This window comes from Streptomyces sp. NBC_00386, assembly GCF_036063235.1.
GTDB lineage: Bacteria > Actinomycetota > Actinomycetes > Streptomycetales > Streptomycetaceae > Streptomyces.
On record NZ_CP107950.1, the window covers coordinates 7,098,602 to 7,114,184 of the forward strand.

A 15,583-nucleotide genomic window follows, 5' to 3' on the forward strand; every position below is an offset into this window, starting at 1 on the left:
ATGGCAACGCTTGAAATCCACGACCTGCACGTCACCGTCGAGGCCGACAACGCCACGAAGGAGATCCTCAAGGGCGTCGACCTGACCGTGAAGCAGGGCGAGACGCACGCCATCATGGGCCCGAACGGCTCCGGCAAGTCGACCCTCGCCTACTCGCTCGCGGGCCACCCCAAGTACACGATCACCGGCGGCACCGTCACCCTCGACGGCGAGAACGTCCTGGAGATGTCCGTCGACGAGCGTGCCCGCGCGGGCCTGTTCCTCGCGATGCAGTACCCGGTCGAGATTCCCGGCGTCTCGGTCTCCAACTTCCTGCGCACCTCCGCCACCGCCGTCCGCGGCGAGGCCCCCAAGCTGCGCACGTGGGTGAAGGAGGTCAAGGAGACCATGGCGCGCCTCTCCATGGACCCGGCCTTCGCCGAGCGCAACGTCAACGAGGGCTTCTCCGGCGGTGAGAAGAAGCGCCACGAGATCCTTCAGCTGGAGCTGCTCAAGCCGAAGATCGCGATCCTCGACGAGACCGACTCCGGCCTGGACGTCGACGCCCTGCGCGTCGTCTCCGAGGGCGTCAACCGCGTCCGCGAGACCGGTGAGGTGGGCACCCTGCTCATCACCCACTACACGCGCATCCTGCGCTACATCAAGCCCGACTTCGTGCACGTGTTCTCCGGCGGCCGCATCGTCGAGTCCGGCGGCGCCGAGCTCGCGGACAAGCTGGAGAACGAGGGCTACGAGTCGTACGCACTCGACGCGAAGGGCGGCGTATCCGCGTGACACAGCTGCCGGGCCTCCTCGACACCGAGGCGATCCGCAAGGACTTCCCCATCCTGGACCGTCAGGTCCACGACGGTAAGAAGATCGTGTACCTGGACAACGCGGCGACCTCGCAGAAGCCGCGCCAGGTGCTGGACGCCCTGAACGAGTACTACGAGCGCTACAACGCCAACGTCCACCGCGGTGTGCATGTGCTCGCCGAGGAGGCCACGGCGCTGTACGAGGGCGCGCGCGACAAGGTCGCCGCGTTCATCAACGCGCCGAGCCGCGACGAGGTGATCTTCACCAAGAACGCCTCCGAGTCGCTCAACCTCGTGGCCAACATGCTGGGCTGGGCCGACGAGCCCTACCGCGTGGACCACGAGACCGAGATCGTCATCACCGAGATGGAGCACCACTCCAACATCGTTCCGTGGCAGCTGCTCTCGCAGCGCACCGGCGCGAAGCTGAAGTGGTTCGGCCTCACCGACGACGGCCGTCTCGACCTGTCGAACATCGACGAGATCATCACGGAGAAGACGAAGATCGTCTCCTTCGTGCTGGTGTCGAACATCCTGGGCACCGTGAACCCGGTCGAGGCGATAGTGCGCCGAGCCCAGGAGGTCGGCGCCCTGGTCCTGATCGACGCGTCGCAGGCCGCGCCGCACATGCCGCTCGACGTCCAGGCCCTCCAGGCCGACTTCGTGGCCTTCACCGGTCACAAGATGTGCGGTCCGACGGGTATCGGCATCCTCTGGGGCCGCCAGGAACTCCTGGAGGACCTCCCGCCGTTCCTCGGCGGCGGCGAGATGATCGAGACCGTGTCGATGCACTCGTCGACGTACGCGCCGGCGCCGCACAAGTTCGAGGCGGGCACCCCGCCGATCGCGCAGGCGGTCGGTCTGGGCGCGGCGATCGACTATCTCTCGGCGATCGGCATGGACAAGATCCTCGCCCACGAGCACGCGCTCACCGAGTACGCGGTGAAGCGGCTCGCGGAGGTCCCCGACCTGAGGATCATCGGCCCCACCACGGCCGAGGACCGCGGCGCGGCGATCTCGTTCACGCTGGGCGACATCCACCCGCACGACGTGGGCCAGGTTCTCGACGAGCAGGGCATCGCGGTCCGGGTCGGTCACCACTGCGCCCGTCCGGTCTGCCTGCGGTACGGAATTCCTGCGACCACGCGGGCGTCGTTCTACCTGTACTCCACGCCGTCCGAGATCGACGCTCTGATCGACGGCCTGGAGCACGTACGGAACTTCTTCGGCTGAGGGGCTGGCTGGGAACGTGAAGCTGGATTCGATGTACCAGGAAGTCATCCTGGACCACTACAAGCACCCGCACGGGCGCGGTCTCCGGGACGGCGACGCCGAGGTGCACCACGTCAATCCCACGTGCGGTGACGAGATCACCCTGCGCGTGAAGTACGACGGAGAGCGGATCGAGGACATCTCGTACGAGGGCCAGGGCTGCTCGATCAGCCAGGCCTCGGCCTCCGTTCTGAACGACCTCCTGGTCGGCAAGGACGTGTCCGACGCGCAGAAGATCCAGGAGACCTTCCTGGAGCTGATGCAGTCCAAGGGCCGTATCGAGCCCGACGACGCGATGGAGGAGGTGCTGGAGGACGCGGTCGCGTTCGCCGGTGTCTCCAAGTACCCGGCCCGGGTCAAGTGCGCCCTCCTCAGCTGGATGGCGTGGAAGGACGCGACGGCCCAGGCTCTGGGCGAGAGCGCCGAGAGGAAGACGGCATGAGCGAGAACACTGTGACATCGGACGAGACCGTCGTGACGTCGGACGAGACCGTCGTGACGTCGGACGAGTCCGTGGCCGCGTCCGGCGCGACCGCCGCGGCGCCGGGCGGGAGCCTGACGACGAAGCCCGCCTCGGAGGAAGAGGTCCGCGAGGCGCTCTACGACGTCGTCGACCCCGAGCTGGGTATCGACGTCGTCAACCTCGGCCTCATCTACGGCATCCACATCGACGACGCGAACATCGCGACGATCGATATGACCCTGACGTCCGCGGCCTGCCCGCTCACCGACGTCATCGAGGACCAGGCCAAGTCCGCCACGGACGGTCTCGTCAACGAGCTGCGCATCAACTGGGTCTGGATGCCGCCGTGGGGCCCGGACAAGATCACGGACGACGGCCGCGAGCAGCTTCGCGCGCTCGGGTTCAACGTCTGAGTCCTCGGTCCAGGGCTTCGGCCTTCGAGTACCTCGCACGGGGCGGCACCTTCGGGTGCCGCCCCGTCGCGTTTCCCCGGTGGGCGCCCTGGGCTCAGGCCAGGCCCTGCACCAGGCGGAACGCGGAGTCCTCCCCGTAGAGCCTGTCGCGCTCGTAACGCCCGAGGACGAGCCGGAAGTTGCGGTGGCGCAGGAAACGGCCCGGGTAGTTGACCGCCTCCAGCATGACGGCGCCCGAGCGGGAGGAGGCCCGGGGGCAGAAGGTGGCGTCCTCCCGGAAGAGCGCGGAGCCGTCGTCGCGGTCGGCGCGCAGGATGAAGTCGCGGTGGCGCAGGTAGGAGCCGTCGGTGGTGGCGAAGGAGTAGCAGGAGGACTTCGCCAGTCCTGGAACCACCTTGAAGCTGGCGGCCCGCCGGGTCGCGGCCGGGCTGTCGGAGCCGACCGGGTCGAGCCGTACCTGACCGTCGCTCAGATGCCAGTACCGGTCGGGGTAGTTGACCGCCTGGACGGACTTCAGCCGCGAGGCCTGCCGGGGTGCGGAAGCGCTGCCGGAGGCGGCGGGCGTCGACTTCCCGGGGGCGGTCCCGCTGTCGGAACCCTGGTCCGACGGATCCGGCGACACGGAACCAGGCGACGCGGAATCCGCCGAGGCCGGGCGTGAGGTCTCCGGCGAGGACAGCGCGTCCTTGCCCGCCGGGGCCGTGGTCGCTCCCGCGGGCGCGCCGAAGAGGAAGGGGTTCGCCGTGTCGGCCGCGGTCCTGTTGCCCGCCTGGCGTGACGAGGCGTCAGAAGAGTTCGCCTGTACGGAGATCACGGCGACGACGGCGATCGTGACGGCCGCCGCGAGCCCACAGGCCAGCCAGAGCCGGCGTGTTCCCGGCAGCCTGCCCTCGTCGTCCGCCCCGAGGGCCTCCCAGGGCGTGGGGGACACGGGTACGAGGTCGGTCGACACGGGGTAGGGCGCGCCGCGCGGGGTGGGGTACCAGGGCGCGATCTCCCTGGAGGGGGTGGACCCGTCGGGACCGGATCCGGGCGTCACTTCTGGCATGCGCGTTCCTAAGCGGGGGGGGGGGGGGGGGGGGGGGGAGGGCGAGCGCGTGAGGGGCGAAGCGAGGGGGCGGAGGACGCGGCACACGGAGCGGGCGGTCATGGAGACCCGGTGTGCGGCTGGTGAAACAGTAGTGGAACCGGTGACTACTGAGCAGTCGTTTACCGCACCGATACCGGGAACCGCCACGGCTTTTCTCGGGCAATCACCCACAGAGCCACGGGAGTTGGGCGGGGGAGAGGCCCCTTCCGGGTGAGGGGCCGCCGGCGGTTGCGCCAGGGCCTGTCCCGGTGCGGCCGCCGGTGTGTGCCCGTGGGTGTGTCCCGGTGGCGGTGGCGGAGCCTCTGCCGCCGGGGGAGACTGCCGTTCATGGCAGTCTCTTTCTACCAACTGGTCATCAACGCCCACGACCTGCCGGCGCTCGCCCGCTTCTGGTGTCAGGTCCTCGACTGGCAGGTGTTGTTCGAGGACGAGGACGAGGACGAGATCGTCATCGGCGCCGACGCGAACGCGCTCCCCGGAATCTGCTTCGTGCCCGTCGGCGAGCGCAAGACCGTCAAGAACCGGCTCCACATCGATCTCACGCCGGACGACCGGGCCGCCGAGGTCGAGCGGATCCTCGCCCTCGGGGCGAGCCGGGCCGACGTGGGGCAGGGCGAGGACGTGACGTGGACCGTCCTCGCCGATCCCGAGGGCAACGAGTTCTGCGTGCTGCGCCCGAAGAAGTCGCTACTCGATTGATCCGGGTGCCTGCGGCCCACCGGGTGCGGCAGATCCCCCGGGGGCTTCGGGCCCACCGGGTCCACCGGGCGTCCCCGTGCCGGCCGCGCGCATCAGTACGTCCGCCAGCCCCTCCCTGCGGATGCGCTGGTCGATGTACAGCAGGCTGGTCACCAGCGGCATGAACACCATGAAGAACACCTGGGCGAAGACACCGGCGATCGCCGAGAGCACCAGGGCCGGTCCCAGGTCGGGCAGCGACTGGACGTAGACCTCGCTCATGCTCACGGATGTCCGCGTCGAGGCGGTGTACGGCTGCGGGGTCGGCATCGCGAACCTGAACGGCACGTTGACCACGATGGCGACGATGCACGCGATCAGACCGCCCAGCAGTGTGATGCCGAACGTGCGCCACCACGCCCCGCGCACCAGCCGCGCCGATCGACGCAGCGCGGTCAAGGGGGACGCCCCCTCCAGCACGGCGGCGGCCGGGGCGAAGCTGAACCGGACGAGCAGCCAGAGCACCAGCGGCACCGAGAGCAGCAGGAGCAGGAAGGCGAGACCGGCCGGGACGAACGGCTCGCCGTTCGAGGCCGCGGCCATCATCAGCCCGAAGAACATCAAGGCGAACAGCGCCATCGGAATCGCTATGAACACGCCCATCAGCAGGGTCACCCCGAGAACGGACGGGGTACGCGACCAGGCGCGCTTCCACACGGCACCGATGGGGACCCGGCGCCCGAGGACGGCGTCGTGCAGGGTGGCCGTGGACGAGGCCTGGATGAAGGAGCTCGCCACCAGCGAGACCAGCATGCTCACGGCCCACACGAAGCCGAACGCGATCAGGACGGTGCGCAGATCGGTCGGGTCGATGGATCGGGGCGCCGCGGACATGCGGTCCATCCGATCCTTCGTCGAGTGGAAGACGAGGACTTGCAGGCCCAGTGTCAGGGCCGCCAGGACCACGACGCCCGCGAGGGCGAGTCCGAACAGCGGCTTCGCGTAGCGGCGCATCGTGACGAAGGCGCCACCGAGGATGTGGTCCACGCCGAGCGGAGCCAGGGGGATCACACCCGGCTTGGGCGGTGGCGGCGGCGGTGGTGGCATCCAGCCCCAGCCGCCCGGAGTCCCCCAGTAAGGTCCCGACGGCCCTGACGGCCCCCATCCAGAACTGTCCGACATGCCCCTCGCGCTCCATATGCTGTCGGGAGTCTGTTCGACTCCGGCCCCCTTGTGATCGCGAACGATATCCGCTGGGACGCATGGTGCCCATGGCATATACGGGATCCGTACGCGGACGGCCACGGGTGTCGGATGCGTACACCCGTACACATTCGCGTATCCCATGTGTACAGTCGTACGCATGGGATACGTACTGCTCGCCGGTGCCATCGCGGCGGAGGTCGGCGCGACCACCGCGATGAAGTACACGGAGGGCTTCAGCAGGCTGTGGCCGTCCCTGCTGACCGTCCTCGGATACGTCGTCGCCTTCGCGCTGCTGGCGCAGACCCTGAAGACCGTGTCGGTCGGCACGGCGTACGCGATCTGGGCAGGCGTCGGCACCGCCGCCATCGCCGCGATCGGCATGCTGTTCCTCGGTGAGGGGCTCACGGCCGCGAAGGCCGCCGGGATCGTACTGATCATCGGCGGGGTCGTCCTGCTGAACCTGGGCGGTGCGCACTGATGGCCGGGCCCGGCACGGCGGACGGCGCACCGTGATGGCGCGGCGCCATGACCCCGAGCGGCGGCAGCGGATCATCGACGCGGCGATCCGGGTCGTCGGCGCCAAAGGCATCGCCGGGCTCAGCCACCGCTCCGTCGCGGCCGAGGCCGACGTACCGCTCGGCTCCACCACGTACCACTTCACGACCCTCGACGAACTCATGGTCGCCGCCCTGCGCCAGGCGAACGAGGGCTTCGCCGAGGTGGTCGCCGCCCGCGGCACCCTGGAGGACACCCGCGCGGACCTGGCCGCCGAACTCGCCGGACTGACCGGCGAATGGCTGGCCGGCGACCGCACGGGCGTGGAGCTGGAGTACGAGCTCTACCTCGCCGCCCTCCGCAGACCCGCGCTGCGCCCGGTGGCCGCCGAGTGGATCGACAGCCTCGTCGGACCACTGACCCACCGCACCGACGCGGTCACCGCACGGGCGCTCGTCGCCCTGCTGGACGGGATCTGCCTCCAGGTACTGCTGACCGGGACGCCGTACGACGAGGGGTACGCCCGGGAGGCGCTGGCGCGGATCCTGCGGGGCCGCGAGGGGGCCGCGGACGGTCCCGGCCGGTGACCGGACGCCCGCTCACCGAGACGCCCCGCGCACCGGTTCGCCCGCGCGGCCCCCGCCAAGTTAGGTTGCACTCATGACCGACACGACTGCTTCTCGTACCACCGGCGCCGTCGCCGCCGGGCTCGCCACCCTCACCGCCGACGGCACCGTTCTCGACACCTGGTTCCCCGCACCCGAACTGTCCGAGGGCCCCGGCCCGTCCGGCACCGAGCGGCTGTCCGCCGAGCGGGCCGTGGAACTGCTCGGCGAGGGAGCCGCGCAGGCCATCGGCCCGGACGCCCGCCGGGGCGTCGAGGTCGTCGCGGTCCGTACGGTCATCGCCTCGCTGGACGACAAGCCGCTCGACGCGCACGACGCGTACCTGCGTCTGCACCTCCTCTCGCACCGCCTGGTCAAGCCGCACGGCCAGAACCTGGACGGCCTGTTCGGGCTGCTCGCCAACGTCGCCTGGACCTCGCTCGGTCCGGTCGCCGTCGACGACGTCGAGAAGGTCCGGCTGAACGCGCGCGCCGCGGGCCTGCACCTCCAGGTGACCTCCATCGACAAGTTCCCCCGCATGACGGACTACGTCGCGCCCAAGGGCGTCCGCATCGCCGACGCCGACCGGGTGCGCCTCGGCGCGCACCTCGCCGCGGGCACGACCGTCATGCACGAGGGCTTCGTGAACTTCAACGCGGGCACGCTCGGCACCTCCATGGTCGAGGGCCGCATCTCGGCCGGTGTCGTCGTCGGCGATGGTTCGGACATCGGCGGCGGCGCGTCCACCATGGGCACCCTCTCGGGCGGCGGCAACGTCCGGATCACCATCGGCGAGCGCTGCCTCGTCGGCGCGGAGGCGGGCGTCGGGATCGCTCTCGGCGACGAGTGCGTGGTCGAGGCCGGGCTGTACGTCACCGCCGGCACGCGCGTGACGATGCCCGACGGGGACATCGTCAAGGCCCGCGAGCTGTCCGGGGCTTCGAACATCCTCTTCCGCCGCAACTCGGTCACCGGAACCGTGGAGGCCCGCCCGAACAACGCGGTCTGGGGCGGCCTGAACGAGGTCCTGCACAGCCACAACTGACCGACGGCGGCCGCGCCGCGCGGCCGCCCGCTCGATCGTCGCTCCGAACTGCCGCCGCACCGCCGGCGGTTGTCGGCGCCGGTCACCACCGAGCGCCCTTCCACGGCCCCAGGACGGCCCGGGAGGGCGCTCGTGCGTCATCTCTCGACGTCCGGCGTTCTCACAGCCGGGACGCGAACTCCGTCAGCGCGGCGAAGTCGGGTTCGCGCAGGCCCAGCCGGGGGTTGACATGGTGCAGCAGGGCGGGGGCCGGGTGGTGGGCGGAGACGAACGTCTCGTCGGCCGGGCTCTGTTCGTCGTCCACCCAGGCGAACGGGCGGCCCTCGGCGTAGGCCACGATGCGCTCCGTCTTCCAGTGGACGCCGTCGGGGCGCTCGGTGAAGAGGGCGCCGGTGAAATCGACGTAGGGGAGTTCGGGCAGGCCGATCACGGGGCCGATCCAGCGGTTCGCGGAGTCCATCCAGGTGGTGGCCCAGCACAGGTCGTAGCCGAGGGCCAGGAGGGCGCGGCCGTGACCGGGGTGGAGCCAGACCCGCAGCGGCCGGCCGGGCTCCAGCGCCACGCGGATCGTGGTGTACCCCGCGGGCCGGCGCTCCTTCTGGGCCGCGTACGGATTGAGCGGGCCGTCGACGTCGAGGAACAGCAGGGGGCGGCTCATCGGGTCACCGTAGAGGACGCCGACGGCGGGGGCGGGCGTAATTTTCTCGGCTCGGAGGCATAGCGGGGGACGGCGGCACGCGTCACCAGGGGCACAGGGGTGGGTCACAAGGGGCCACCGGGGACGAGAAGGTGACGATGGATGCCGAAGCGGATGAGACCTTCCGGGACTTCGTGGCGAACAGGTCGTCCGCGCTGCTGAAGACGGCGGTGCTGCTCAGCGGGGGAGACCGGCACGCCGCCGAGGATCTGCTGCAGAACGCGCTGATCAAGGTGGCCGGCCGCTGGAACCGGATCGACGAACCCGAGGCGTACGTACGGCGGATCCTGTACCGGCAGCAGGTGAGCCGCTGGCGGCTGAAGTGGCCGAGACGCGAACTGAGCGTCGCCGAACCGCCCGAGACGTCCGGCCCCGCGGTCCCCGGCACGGACGCCTCGGCGGCCGCCGAACTGCGGATCGTCATGCGGGGCGCGCTGGCCCGGCTCACCGCGCGGCAGCGCACCGTGCTCGTGCTGCGCTACTTCGAGGATCTGCCCGAGGCCGAGGTGGCCCGGCTCCTCGGCTGCTCCGTCGGAACCGTGCGCTCCACGGCACATCGCTCGCTCGCCCGGCTGCGGACGCTCGCCCCCGAACTGGCCGCGCTCGGCCCGGGGCACGAGCCGCAGCCGCCGTCCCGTGACTTCTCGCCCGTGGAGGTACGCCGGTGAACGTCGAAGAACTCCTCCGCGACACACTCCGGGAGCAGGCCGAGGACGGCCCGCGCACACCGCCCGGATTCGCCGACCGCGTGCTCGCCGTCCGCCGGCGCCGACGGACCCGGCGCATCGCGTCCGTCGCGGCCGCCGCGGTCGTGGTGCTCACCGCCGCGATCGCGGTGCCGAGCCTGGACTCCGGAGGGCACGACGTACGTCCCTTGCGCGGGGTGGACCCCAAGCCGGCCACCACGCGCCCGGCGCCCTCGGCGCACCCGGCACAGTCACCGGTGCACGAGCTGGTCGCGGCCGGGAGAACGGCGATGGCCGCCTACTACACCCAGAAGACCGACTGGCAGAGCGCCCACGACGGCATCTACAAGGGCATCGGGGTGCGCACCTACTGGCTGCTCGACCCGAAGTCCGGCCACTACGAGAAGAACACCCGGTGGTCGTGGGTCGCCGTGGCCCCCGGCCTGCGGACCGCCGCCGTACTGGAGCGGCACCTGCCCGCGCACCGGATCGGGCTGCTCGACCTCACGAGCGGCAAGGTCGAGCGGTGGATTCCGGTCGACCACCCGGTGGGCGGGCTGGAGTTCTCGCACGACGGCACGAGACTCGTGGCGACGACGTACGGCGAGAATCCCGACAAGCGGATCAAGATGGATGACATCAACAGGATTCCCGTGTCGCTGAAGTCCTCCCGCACCGGCTTCTATGTCTTCGACGTGTTGTCGGGGAAGGGCTCCTGGGCCGAGGTGGGGGTGCAACGGGACGACCAGGGCAACGAGATCAACCTTCGCCAGGACTTCGGGTTCTGCCGCGACGGGAGGACCATCAGGGGCCAGCAGTCGATCACCCCCGGCGATCGCTTCTACGACGTGTCCGGCCGGGAGGTGAGCGCGCCCCACGAAGAGCGGTACCGCACCTGGTTCGTCAAGGCCGGCCTGTCGCCCGACGGCACCAAGATGGCCGGGGACTTCGCGGGCGAGAAGTGGTACACCTCCTCCTGGATCCTCGACCCGCGCACCGGCAAGCACCTGGCCGAGGTCCACGGCCAGCAGCTCCTCGCCTGGGCCGACGACAAGTCCCTGATCGCCTGGGACATCGCCAAGGGCGAGAAGAACGAGTTCCACAATCGGCTGGTGCTGGTCACCATCGGCAGTGACAAAGAGGTGCCGCTCAGCGGCTTCCTCAAGGGCACCGACGGCTCGGCGGGGCGCTGGGAGCCCCTCTTCGCCGAGCGCTGAGCACCCGCTGCGTGATCCGAACGACAGACCCTAGACCACGGCGAAATCGTCCGTGACCTGGGCGAGCACCGCCCGCAGCCCGTCGGCCGTCTCCCGGCCGGCGGGCCGCAGCGGTGCCCGGACCGGGCCCGCCGGCAGTCCGAGCGTGGCCAGCAGCGCCTTCGCGGTGACGGTGCCGGGCAGGCCCGCCGCCATCATCGCCTCGATCAGCGGCAGGGCCCGCCGCGTCAGCCCGGCCGCCCCCGCCGTGTCGCCGCCGTCGAACGCGTCGAGCACGGCCCGCATCAGGCCCGGCACGACGTTCGCCACCGTGCTGACACAGCCGGCCGCACCGATCGCGTACAGCGCGAGGACGTACTCGTCGCAGCCCGCGTAGTACGCCAACTCCGTCCGGGCCAGCACCTTTTGCGTACCGAGCAGGTCGTACGCGCAGTCCTTCACCGCCACGATCCGCGGATGCCCCGCGAGCCGGATCATCGTCTCCGGCTCGATCCGCGTCCCGGTGCGTCCCGGGATGTCGTACAGCATGAGCGGCAGCCCCGAGGCGTCCGCGATCTCCCGGAAGTGCGCCTCGACCGCGTCCTGCGGAGGCCTGCTGTAGTACGGCGCGACCACCAACAGCCCGTCCGCGCCCGCCTTCTCGGCCGCCAGGGCCAGTTCCACGGTGTGCCGGGTGTCGGCGGTCCCCACCCCCGCCACGATCGACGCCCGGTCGCCCACGGCCTCCCGCACCGCCCGCACCAGCGTGGCCTTCTCGGCGTCCGACGTGGTCGGCGACTCGCCCGTCGTCCCGGAGAGCACCAGCCCGTCGCACCCCTCGGCCACCAGCCACCCGGCGAGCCGCTGCGCGCCCTCGACATCCAGCGCGCCCTCCCGCGTGAACGGCGTGACCATCGCGCAGAGGGCACGGCCGAAGGGGGGAGCGGGTCGCGTCGGGTGCGGGGTGGCGGCGACGGCCGGGGCAGGGGGGACGGGGGTCGCGGGAGCGGTCCTCGGAACGGTCATGAACGTAGTGTCGGCCACTCCATTGTGAAGCTCCACTTAAATCTTCTACGAGATATCGTCAACGATTGCTACGACGTAGGGGTGTGGGGATGAGCGAGGCACTGGTGCCAAACCGGGGCGTCATGGGTCACCATGGCCTGAACGGCAGTCGTCGGCACAGCGGGAGGCGTCATGAGGCTCGGCAAGGCACTCGCCACCGGAGTGGCGGAGGAACAGGTCCACGCACACGAGGAAACGGCCGAACTCCCCGACCTCGTCGAGGAGCCGGAGGCCGCCTCCGTGCCCGAAGAGGTTCCGGCAGGCCGATGAGGCTGCGGCTCCCCGAGGAACGCCCGACGGAGCCTCCGACCGGATACAAGATCGCCTACCCGGTGCTGTCCCAGGACGGCACCCGGGCCGGGTTCACCGGCGTATCGCTGGGTGGCGCCCTGCCGTACGGAGTGGTGGACGAGGCGCGCTGTGTCTACGGACGGCGGCACCGCGCCCCGCACCGCCGCTGTGACTGCGGCTTCCACTGCGTGCACGAGTCCGCCGTCGCCGAGGCGATGCTGTGCACCGCCGAACACCGGGCCGCCGTTCTCCTCGAAGTCTCCGTCCTCGGCGCCTACATCCGCTTCGAGCGGGGATTCCGCTACGCCCGTCAGCGGGTGCGCAGCGCCGACGTCGGCCCCTGCGGCTGCGGCGCGGTGGCCGCGGCGCTGGCCGATGCCGGCTGGGGGCGTCCGGGCTGGCGCGCCCTGACGGCTGCGTGCGCGGGCTGCGTGCGCGGCCGTACGTCGCTCTCGCTCGCCTCCTTCGCGCGGCTGGCCGGTGAGGGCCTGCGGATCCGGGCCGTCGACGGTCCCGTGGCCGGCGTCGAAGGTCCTGAGGGTGCCACGGCCGGTCTCGGGGTGGCCGAGCTGGTTGCGGAGGCCGCGCTGCTCCAGGCCCGACTCGACTGGTTCCAGAGTCAGTTGGGCCAGTTGCACGACCGAGGAACCCAGGGGTAGCGCGCGCCGGGCCGGGTAATCGAAGGAGCCGGAGGGGAATGACGCGGCGGCGGACCGGACGCCGGTCCGCCGCCGCGTCGTACGCTCGCCGCCGACCCCTCCCCTCACACCCGCTCGGGGGTGTCCCGGCCGGCTTCGGCACGCGTCGGCGCGATCCCTGTCTCCACCTTCTCCCGGGCCGCGCGCAACGCCCGCAGACGCGGCGGCCACTTGCGGGTGTCACGCGGTTCGACGTAGGGCTCCTCGGTCGGGGGCCGGCCGTGGGTGATGGCGCGCTGGCGGGCCAGTTCCGCGTCGAACTCCAGGCCCAGGAGGATGGCGAGGTTGGTGAGCCAGAGCCAGACGAGGAAGACGATGGCGCCCGCGAGCGTTCCGTACGTCTTGTTGTACGAGCCGTAGCCGGCGGCGTAGACGGCGAATCCCGCGGACGCGGTCAGCCAGGCCAGGGTGGCGAGGACGCTGCCGGCGCTGAACCAGCGGAAGCCGCGGCCGGAGACGTTGGGCGCCGCCCAGTACAGCAGCCCGATCATCAGTTCCACGAACACCAGCAGGACGGGCCACTTGACGATCGACCACGTGGTGATCACCGCGCCGCCGAGCCCGAACGCGGTACCGGCGCGTTCGGCCAGAGGCCCGGTGAACACCACGATGATCGCGCTCCCGGTGAGGAGCAGCATCAGCGTGACGGTGAGCGCCAGCCTGAGCGGCGTGACCTTCCAGACCGGACGGCCCTCCGGCAGGTCGTACACGGCGTTGGACGCACGGATGAAGGCGCCGACGTACCCGGACGCGGACCACAGCGCCGTGAGCAGCCCGACGATCGCCAGCACCCCGCCCGTACCGCCGCTGTGCGCCAGCTGCGTCACCGCGTCCCGCAGGATGTCGCGCGCCGGGCCCGGCGCCAAGTCCCCCACGTTGTCGAGGAGTCTGTCCGTGACGCGCTGCCCCATGACACCCAGGAGGGAGACCACCACCAGCAGCGCGGGGAACAGCGACAGCACGCCGTAGTAGGTCAATGCCGCCGCGCGGTCGGCGAGTTCGTCGTCGCGGAACTCCTTCACCGTGCGCCAGACCGCGGACCACCACGCTCGCGCGGGCAGCCTGACGGGACCGTCCTTCCCGGCGGGCGCCGCCGTCCGCGTGCCCGTGCCTGTGCCCGTACTCGTCCTGGTGCCGGTGCTCGTGCCGGTGTCCGCGTCCGTGACCGTGTCCGGAAGAGCTCGCCGCTTCGATTCCGGTCGCTTCTCGTCCATGACCGCCGTCTTGCCCGGATCCGGCTCCTGAAGCCCGTCGGGAGCGCCCGGGCCGCTCCGGAACGCGGGCCTTCGCGTACTCCGGCACCCTGGGAACTCAGGCCACCCGAGGACTCAGGTCCTGAGACTCACCGACGATTCGAACTGTCTGGACAAGAAAAGTTTTCGGTGGGAGGCTGGAGTCATGTTGGACGTGACCGTGATCGAGGACGCCGAGGCCGCCGCCGTGTCGCTGGACCCCGTACGGGCCCGGCTGCTCGCCGAACTGGCCGCCGGGCCCGCGTCGGCCGCCATGCTGGCCGGCAAGGTCGGCCTGCCCCGGCAGAAGGTGAACTACCACCTCAAGATCCTGGAGCGGCACTCCCTGGTCGAGCTGGCGGGCGAGCGCCGCAAGGGGAACGTCACCGAGCGGATGATGCGCGCGACCGCGGCGTCGTACGTCATCTCGCCCCAGGCGCTGGCCGCCGTACAGCCCGATCCCGACCGTTTCCGGGACCAGCTGTCCGCCCGCTGGCTCCTCGCGCTCGGCGCCCGGCTCGTCCGGGACGTCGGCCTTCTGGTCACCGGAGCCGCGAAAGCCCGCAAGCGGCTCGCGACGTACGCGCTCGACGGCGAGGTGACCTTCGCCTCGGCGGCCGACCGTGCCGCGTTCATCGAGGAGCTGACGGCCGGGGTGAGCGCGCTCATCCGCAAGTACCACGACGGGGACGCGGAGGCAGGGCGCCCGCACCGGATCGTCGTCGCCGTCCACCCCACGGTCAAACCCGAGGCAGCGGCCGGACCCGAGGCCGTGGCGCGGGCCGAAGCCGTGGCCGGACCCGAAGCCGTAGAGGCCCCTGCGGGCCCTGAAACCACCCACTGATCAGCCAGGAGTCATCATCATGCCCAAGGAATTCGAGGTCGCCCGCGAGTACGAGGTCGACGTTCCGCCCGGCCGGGTGTGGGACGCGATCACCAGCGGCAGCGGCGGCTGGCTGTGGCCCATGGAGTACGAGCCGCACGAGGGCGGGGCCGGACCCTTCGGCAGCACCATCACCACCTGGGACCCGCCGCACCGGCTGACCGTGCGCACCGAGGACGTCGGGTTCCCGACGCAGAGCCTCAACCAGATCGACCACACCATCGAGCCCCGCGACGACGGCCGCAGTTCCTGGGTCCGGTACGTGCACAGCGGCATCTTCACCGACGACTGGGACAACCAGTACGACGGGGCCGACAAGCACACCGACTTCTATCTGCACACCTTGCGCGAGTACGTGACCCACTTCGCGGGCCGGCCGGTGGCCTTCGCGACCTTCGACGGGCCCGGCGTGTCCGCGGACTCCGACGCCTTCGCGGCCGTCGGAAGGGCGCTCGGCCTCTCGGACGACACCGCCGGGGGCGCGCGGGTGCGGGCGAAGGGACCCGGCGGCGAGGACTTCGACGCCGTACTCGACTACCGCAACCCGTACTTCATCGGGCTGCGCACCGACAGCGCGCTCGTCCGCTTCTTCGGGCGGGGCCGCTGGGGCGCGCCGGTCGGCATGAGCGTCCACGACTTCGCGCCCGGCGCCGACGCCAAGGGCAACGAGACCGCCTGGAAGGGCTGGCTCGACGGGGTCTTCGCGGGCTGACCGGTGCCCGGCCGGGGAGCCGCCTCCCGCAGGCCGGAGGAGTCACCCTCCGCAGTCCAGGC

At 71.0% G+C, this 15,583-nt stretch carries 19 protein-coding genes; 14 read left to right on the plus strand and 5 right to left on the minus strand.

Features of this window, described 5'->3' with window-relative positions; all coding sequences use genetic code 11:
• From sufC to OG780_RS31130, 4 genes are read left to right on the plus strand one after another with little or no spacing between them, the layout of a single operon-like run.
• Entirely contained in the window at nucleotides 1-774 is a 774-nt protein-coding gene (sufC, locus tag OG780_RS31115; RefSeq protein WP_326788473.1) for a Fe-S cluster assembly ATPase SufC, read from the plus strand.
• On the plus strand, nucleotides 771-2,027 hold the full coding sequence (locus OG780_RS31120; RefSeq protein ID WP_328453753.1) for a cysteine desulfurase: 1,257 nt from the start codon (nucleotides 771-773) through the stop codon (nucleotides 2,025-2,027). The genes sufC and OG780_RS31120 overlap by 4 nt, the downstream gene beginning before the upstream one ends.
• A 16-nt stretch (nucleotides 2,028-2,043) precedes the next feature.
• Complete coding sequence (sufU, locus tag OG780_RS31125; protein WP_151470345.1) at nucleotides 2,044-2,508, plus strand: Fe-S cluster assembly sulfur transfer protein SufU; 465 nt, start codon at nucleotides 2,044-2,046, stop codon at nucleotides 2,506-2,508.
• Nucleotides 2,505-2,942: a metal-sulfur cluster assembly factor gene (locus OG780_RS31130; RefSeq protein ID WP_443062237.1), complete on the plus strand. Its 438-nt coding sequence runs from the start codon at nucleotides 2,505-2,507 to the stop codon at nucleotides 2,940-2,942. Before sufU ends, OG780_RS31130 begins: the two co-directional genes overlap by 4 nt.
• 94 nt (nucleotides 2,943-3,036) lie before the next feature.
• On the opposite strand, the gene OG780_RS31135 is transcribed toward OG780_RS31130, so the two are convergent.
• Nucleotides 3,037-3,990: an AbfB domain-containing protein gene (locus tag OG780_RS31135; protein ID WP_328453758.1), complete on the minus strand. Its 954-nt coding sequence runs from the start codon at nucleotides 3,988-3,990 to the stop codon at nucleotides 3,037-3,039.
• Between the two features lie 369 nt (nucleotides 3,991-4,359).
• On the opposite strand from OG780_RS31135, the gene OG780_RS31140 reads away from it, so the two are divergent.
• Complete coding sequence (locus tag OG780_RS31140; RefSeq protein WP_328453760.1) at nucleotides 4,360-4,731, plus strand: VOC family protein; 372 nt, start codon at nucleotides 4,360-4,362, stop codon at nucleotides 4,729-4,731.
• Here OG780_RS31140 and OG780_RS31145 read toward each other — a convergent pair.
• Nucleotides 4,720-5,781 (minus strand): DUF7847 domain-containing protein, encoded by a 1,062-nt coding sequence (locus OG780_RS31145; protein ID WP_328453762.1) that lies wholly within the window; start codon nucleotides 5,779-5,781, stop codon nucleotides 4,720-4,722. The two genes, OG780_RS31140 and OG780_RS31145, sit on opposite strands and share 12 nt — an antisense overlap.
• Nucleotides 5,782-6,073: 292 nt before the next feature.
• Between OG780_RS31145 and OG780_RS31150 the strand changes: the two genes are divergently transcribed.
• The 3 genes from OG780_RS31150 to dapD all read left to right on the plus strand — a co-directional run bounded on the left by OG780_RS31150 (nucleotide 6,074) and on the right by dapD (nucleotide 8,061).
• Nucleotides 6,074-6,394, plus strand: coding sequence for a DMT family transporter (locus OG780_RS31150; protein ID WP_326788478.1), 321 nt, complete (start codon nucleotides 6,074-6,076; stop codon nucleotides 6,392-6,394).
• 34 nt (nucleotides 6,395-6,428) lie between these two features.
• Nucleotides 6,429-6,998, plus strand: coding sequence for a TetR/AcrR family transcriptional regulator (locus OG780_RS31155; protein ID WP_326788479.1), 570 nt, complete (start codon nucleotides 6,429-6,431; stop codon nucleotides 6,996-6,998).
• A 73-nt stretch (nucleotides 6,999-7,071) separates the two neighbouring features.
• Nucleotides 7,072-8,061, plus strand: a complete 990-nt coding sequence (dapD, locus tag OG780_RS31160) for a 2,3,4,5-tetrahydropyridine-2,6-dicarboxylate N-succinyltransferase (RefSeq protein ID WP_326788480.1) — start codon at nucleotides 7,072-7,074, stop codon at nucleotides 8,059-8,061.
• Nucleotides 8,062-8,221: 160 nt separating this feature from the next.
• Here the strand turns inward: dapD and OG780_RS31165 are convergent, their stop codons facing one another.
• Nucleotides 8,222-8,719, minus strand: a complete 498-nt coding sequence (locus OG780_RS31165) for a hypothetical protein (RefSeq protein WP_328453765.1) — start codon at nucleotides 8,717-8,719, stop codon at nucleotides 8,222-8,224.
• Nucleotides 8,720-8,856: 137 nt separating this feature from the next.
• Here OG780_RS31165 and OG780_RS31170 point away from each other — a divergent pair, with 137 nt between their 5' ends.
• Both OG780_RS31170 and OG780_RS31175 read left to right on the plus strand, forming a co-directional pair.
• Entirely contained in the window at nucleotides 8,857-9,426 is a 570-nt protein-coding gene (locus tag OG780_RS31170; protein ID WP_328453767.1) for a SigE family RNA polymerase sigma factor, read from the plus strand.
• Nucleotides 9,423-10,661, plus strand: a complete 1,239-nt coding sequence (locus tag OG780_RS31175; protein ID WP_328453769.1) for a WD40 repeat domain-containing protein — start codon at nucleotides 9,423-9,425, stop codon at nucleotides 10,659-10,661. The genes OG780_RS31170 and OG780_RS31175 overlap by 4 nt, the downstream gene beginning before the upstream one ends.
• A gap of 30 nt (nucleotides 10,662-10,691) precedes the next feature.
• Here the strand turns inward: OG780_RS31175 and dapA are convergent, their stop codons facing one another.
• Nucleotides 10,692-11,666, minus strand: a complete 975-nt coding sequence (gene dapA, locus OG780_RS31180) for a 4-hydroxy-tetrahydrodipicolinate synthase (RefSeq protein WP_443062238.1) — start codon at nucleotides 11,664-11,666, stop codon at nucleotides 10,692-10,694.
• A 171-nt stretch (nucleotides 11,667-11,837) separates the two neighbouring features.
• Between dapA and OG780_RS31185 the strand changes: the two genes are divergently transcribed.
• Together OG780_RS31185 and OG780_RS31190 are read left to right on the plus strand one after the other, a co-directional pair.
• The gene (locus tag OG780_RS31185) at nucleotides 11,838-11,975 is read left to right on the plus strand and encodes a hypothetical protein (protein WP_326788485.1); all 138 of its coding nucleotides are present in this window, start codon (nucleotides 11,838-11,840) and stop codon (nucleotides 11,973-11,975) included.
• The gene (locus OG780_RS31190) at nucleotides 11,972-12,655 is read left to right on the plus strand and encodes a hypothetical protein (protein ID WP_328453773.1); all 684 of its coding nucleotides are present in this window, start codon (nucleotides 11,972-11,974) and stop codon (nucleotides 12,653-12,655) included. Before OG780_RS31185 ends, OG780_RS31190 begins: the two co-directional genes overlap by 4 nt.
• Before the next feature lie 104 nt (nucleotides 12,656-12,759).
• On the opposite strand, the gene OG780_RS31195 is transcribed toward OG780_RS31190, so the two are convergent.
• Nucleotides 12,760-13,908 (minus strand): YihY/virulence factor BrkB family protein, encoded by a 1,149-nt coding sequence (locus OG780_RS31195; protein ID WP_328453775.1) that lies wholly within the window; start codon nucleotides 13,906-13,908, stop codon nucleotides 12,760-12,762.
• Nucleotides 13,909-14,092: 184 nt separating this feature from the next.
• Here OG780_RS31195 and OG780_RS31200 point away from each other — a divergent pair, with 184 nt between their 5' ends.
• Together OG780_RS31200 and OG780_RS31205 are read left to right on the plus strand one after the other, a co-directional pair.
• On the plus strand, nucleotides 14,093-14,770 hold the full coding sequence (locus OG780_RS31200) for an ArsR/SmtB family transcription factor (protein WP_328453777.1): 678 nt from the start codon (nucleotides 14,093-14,095) through the stop codon (nucleotides 14,768-14,770).
• A 19-nt stretch (nucleotides 14,771-14,789) separates the two neighbouring features.
• Nucleotides 14,790-15,521, plus strand: a complete 732-nt coding sequence (locus OG780_RS31205; RefSeq protein ID WP_328453779.1) for an SRPBCC family protein — start codon at nucleotides 14,790-14,792, stop codon at nucleotides 15,519-15,521.
• Nucleotides 15,522-15,583: the final 62 nt, after the last annotated feature.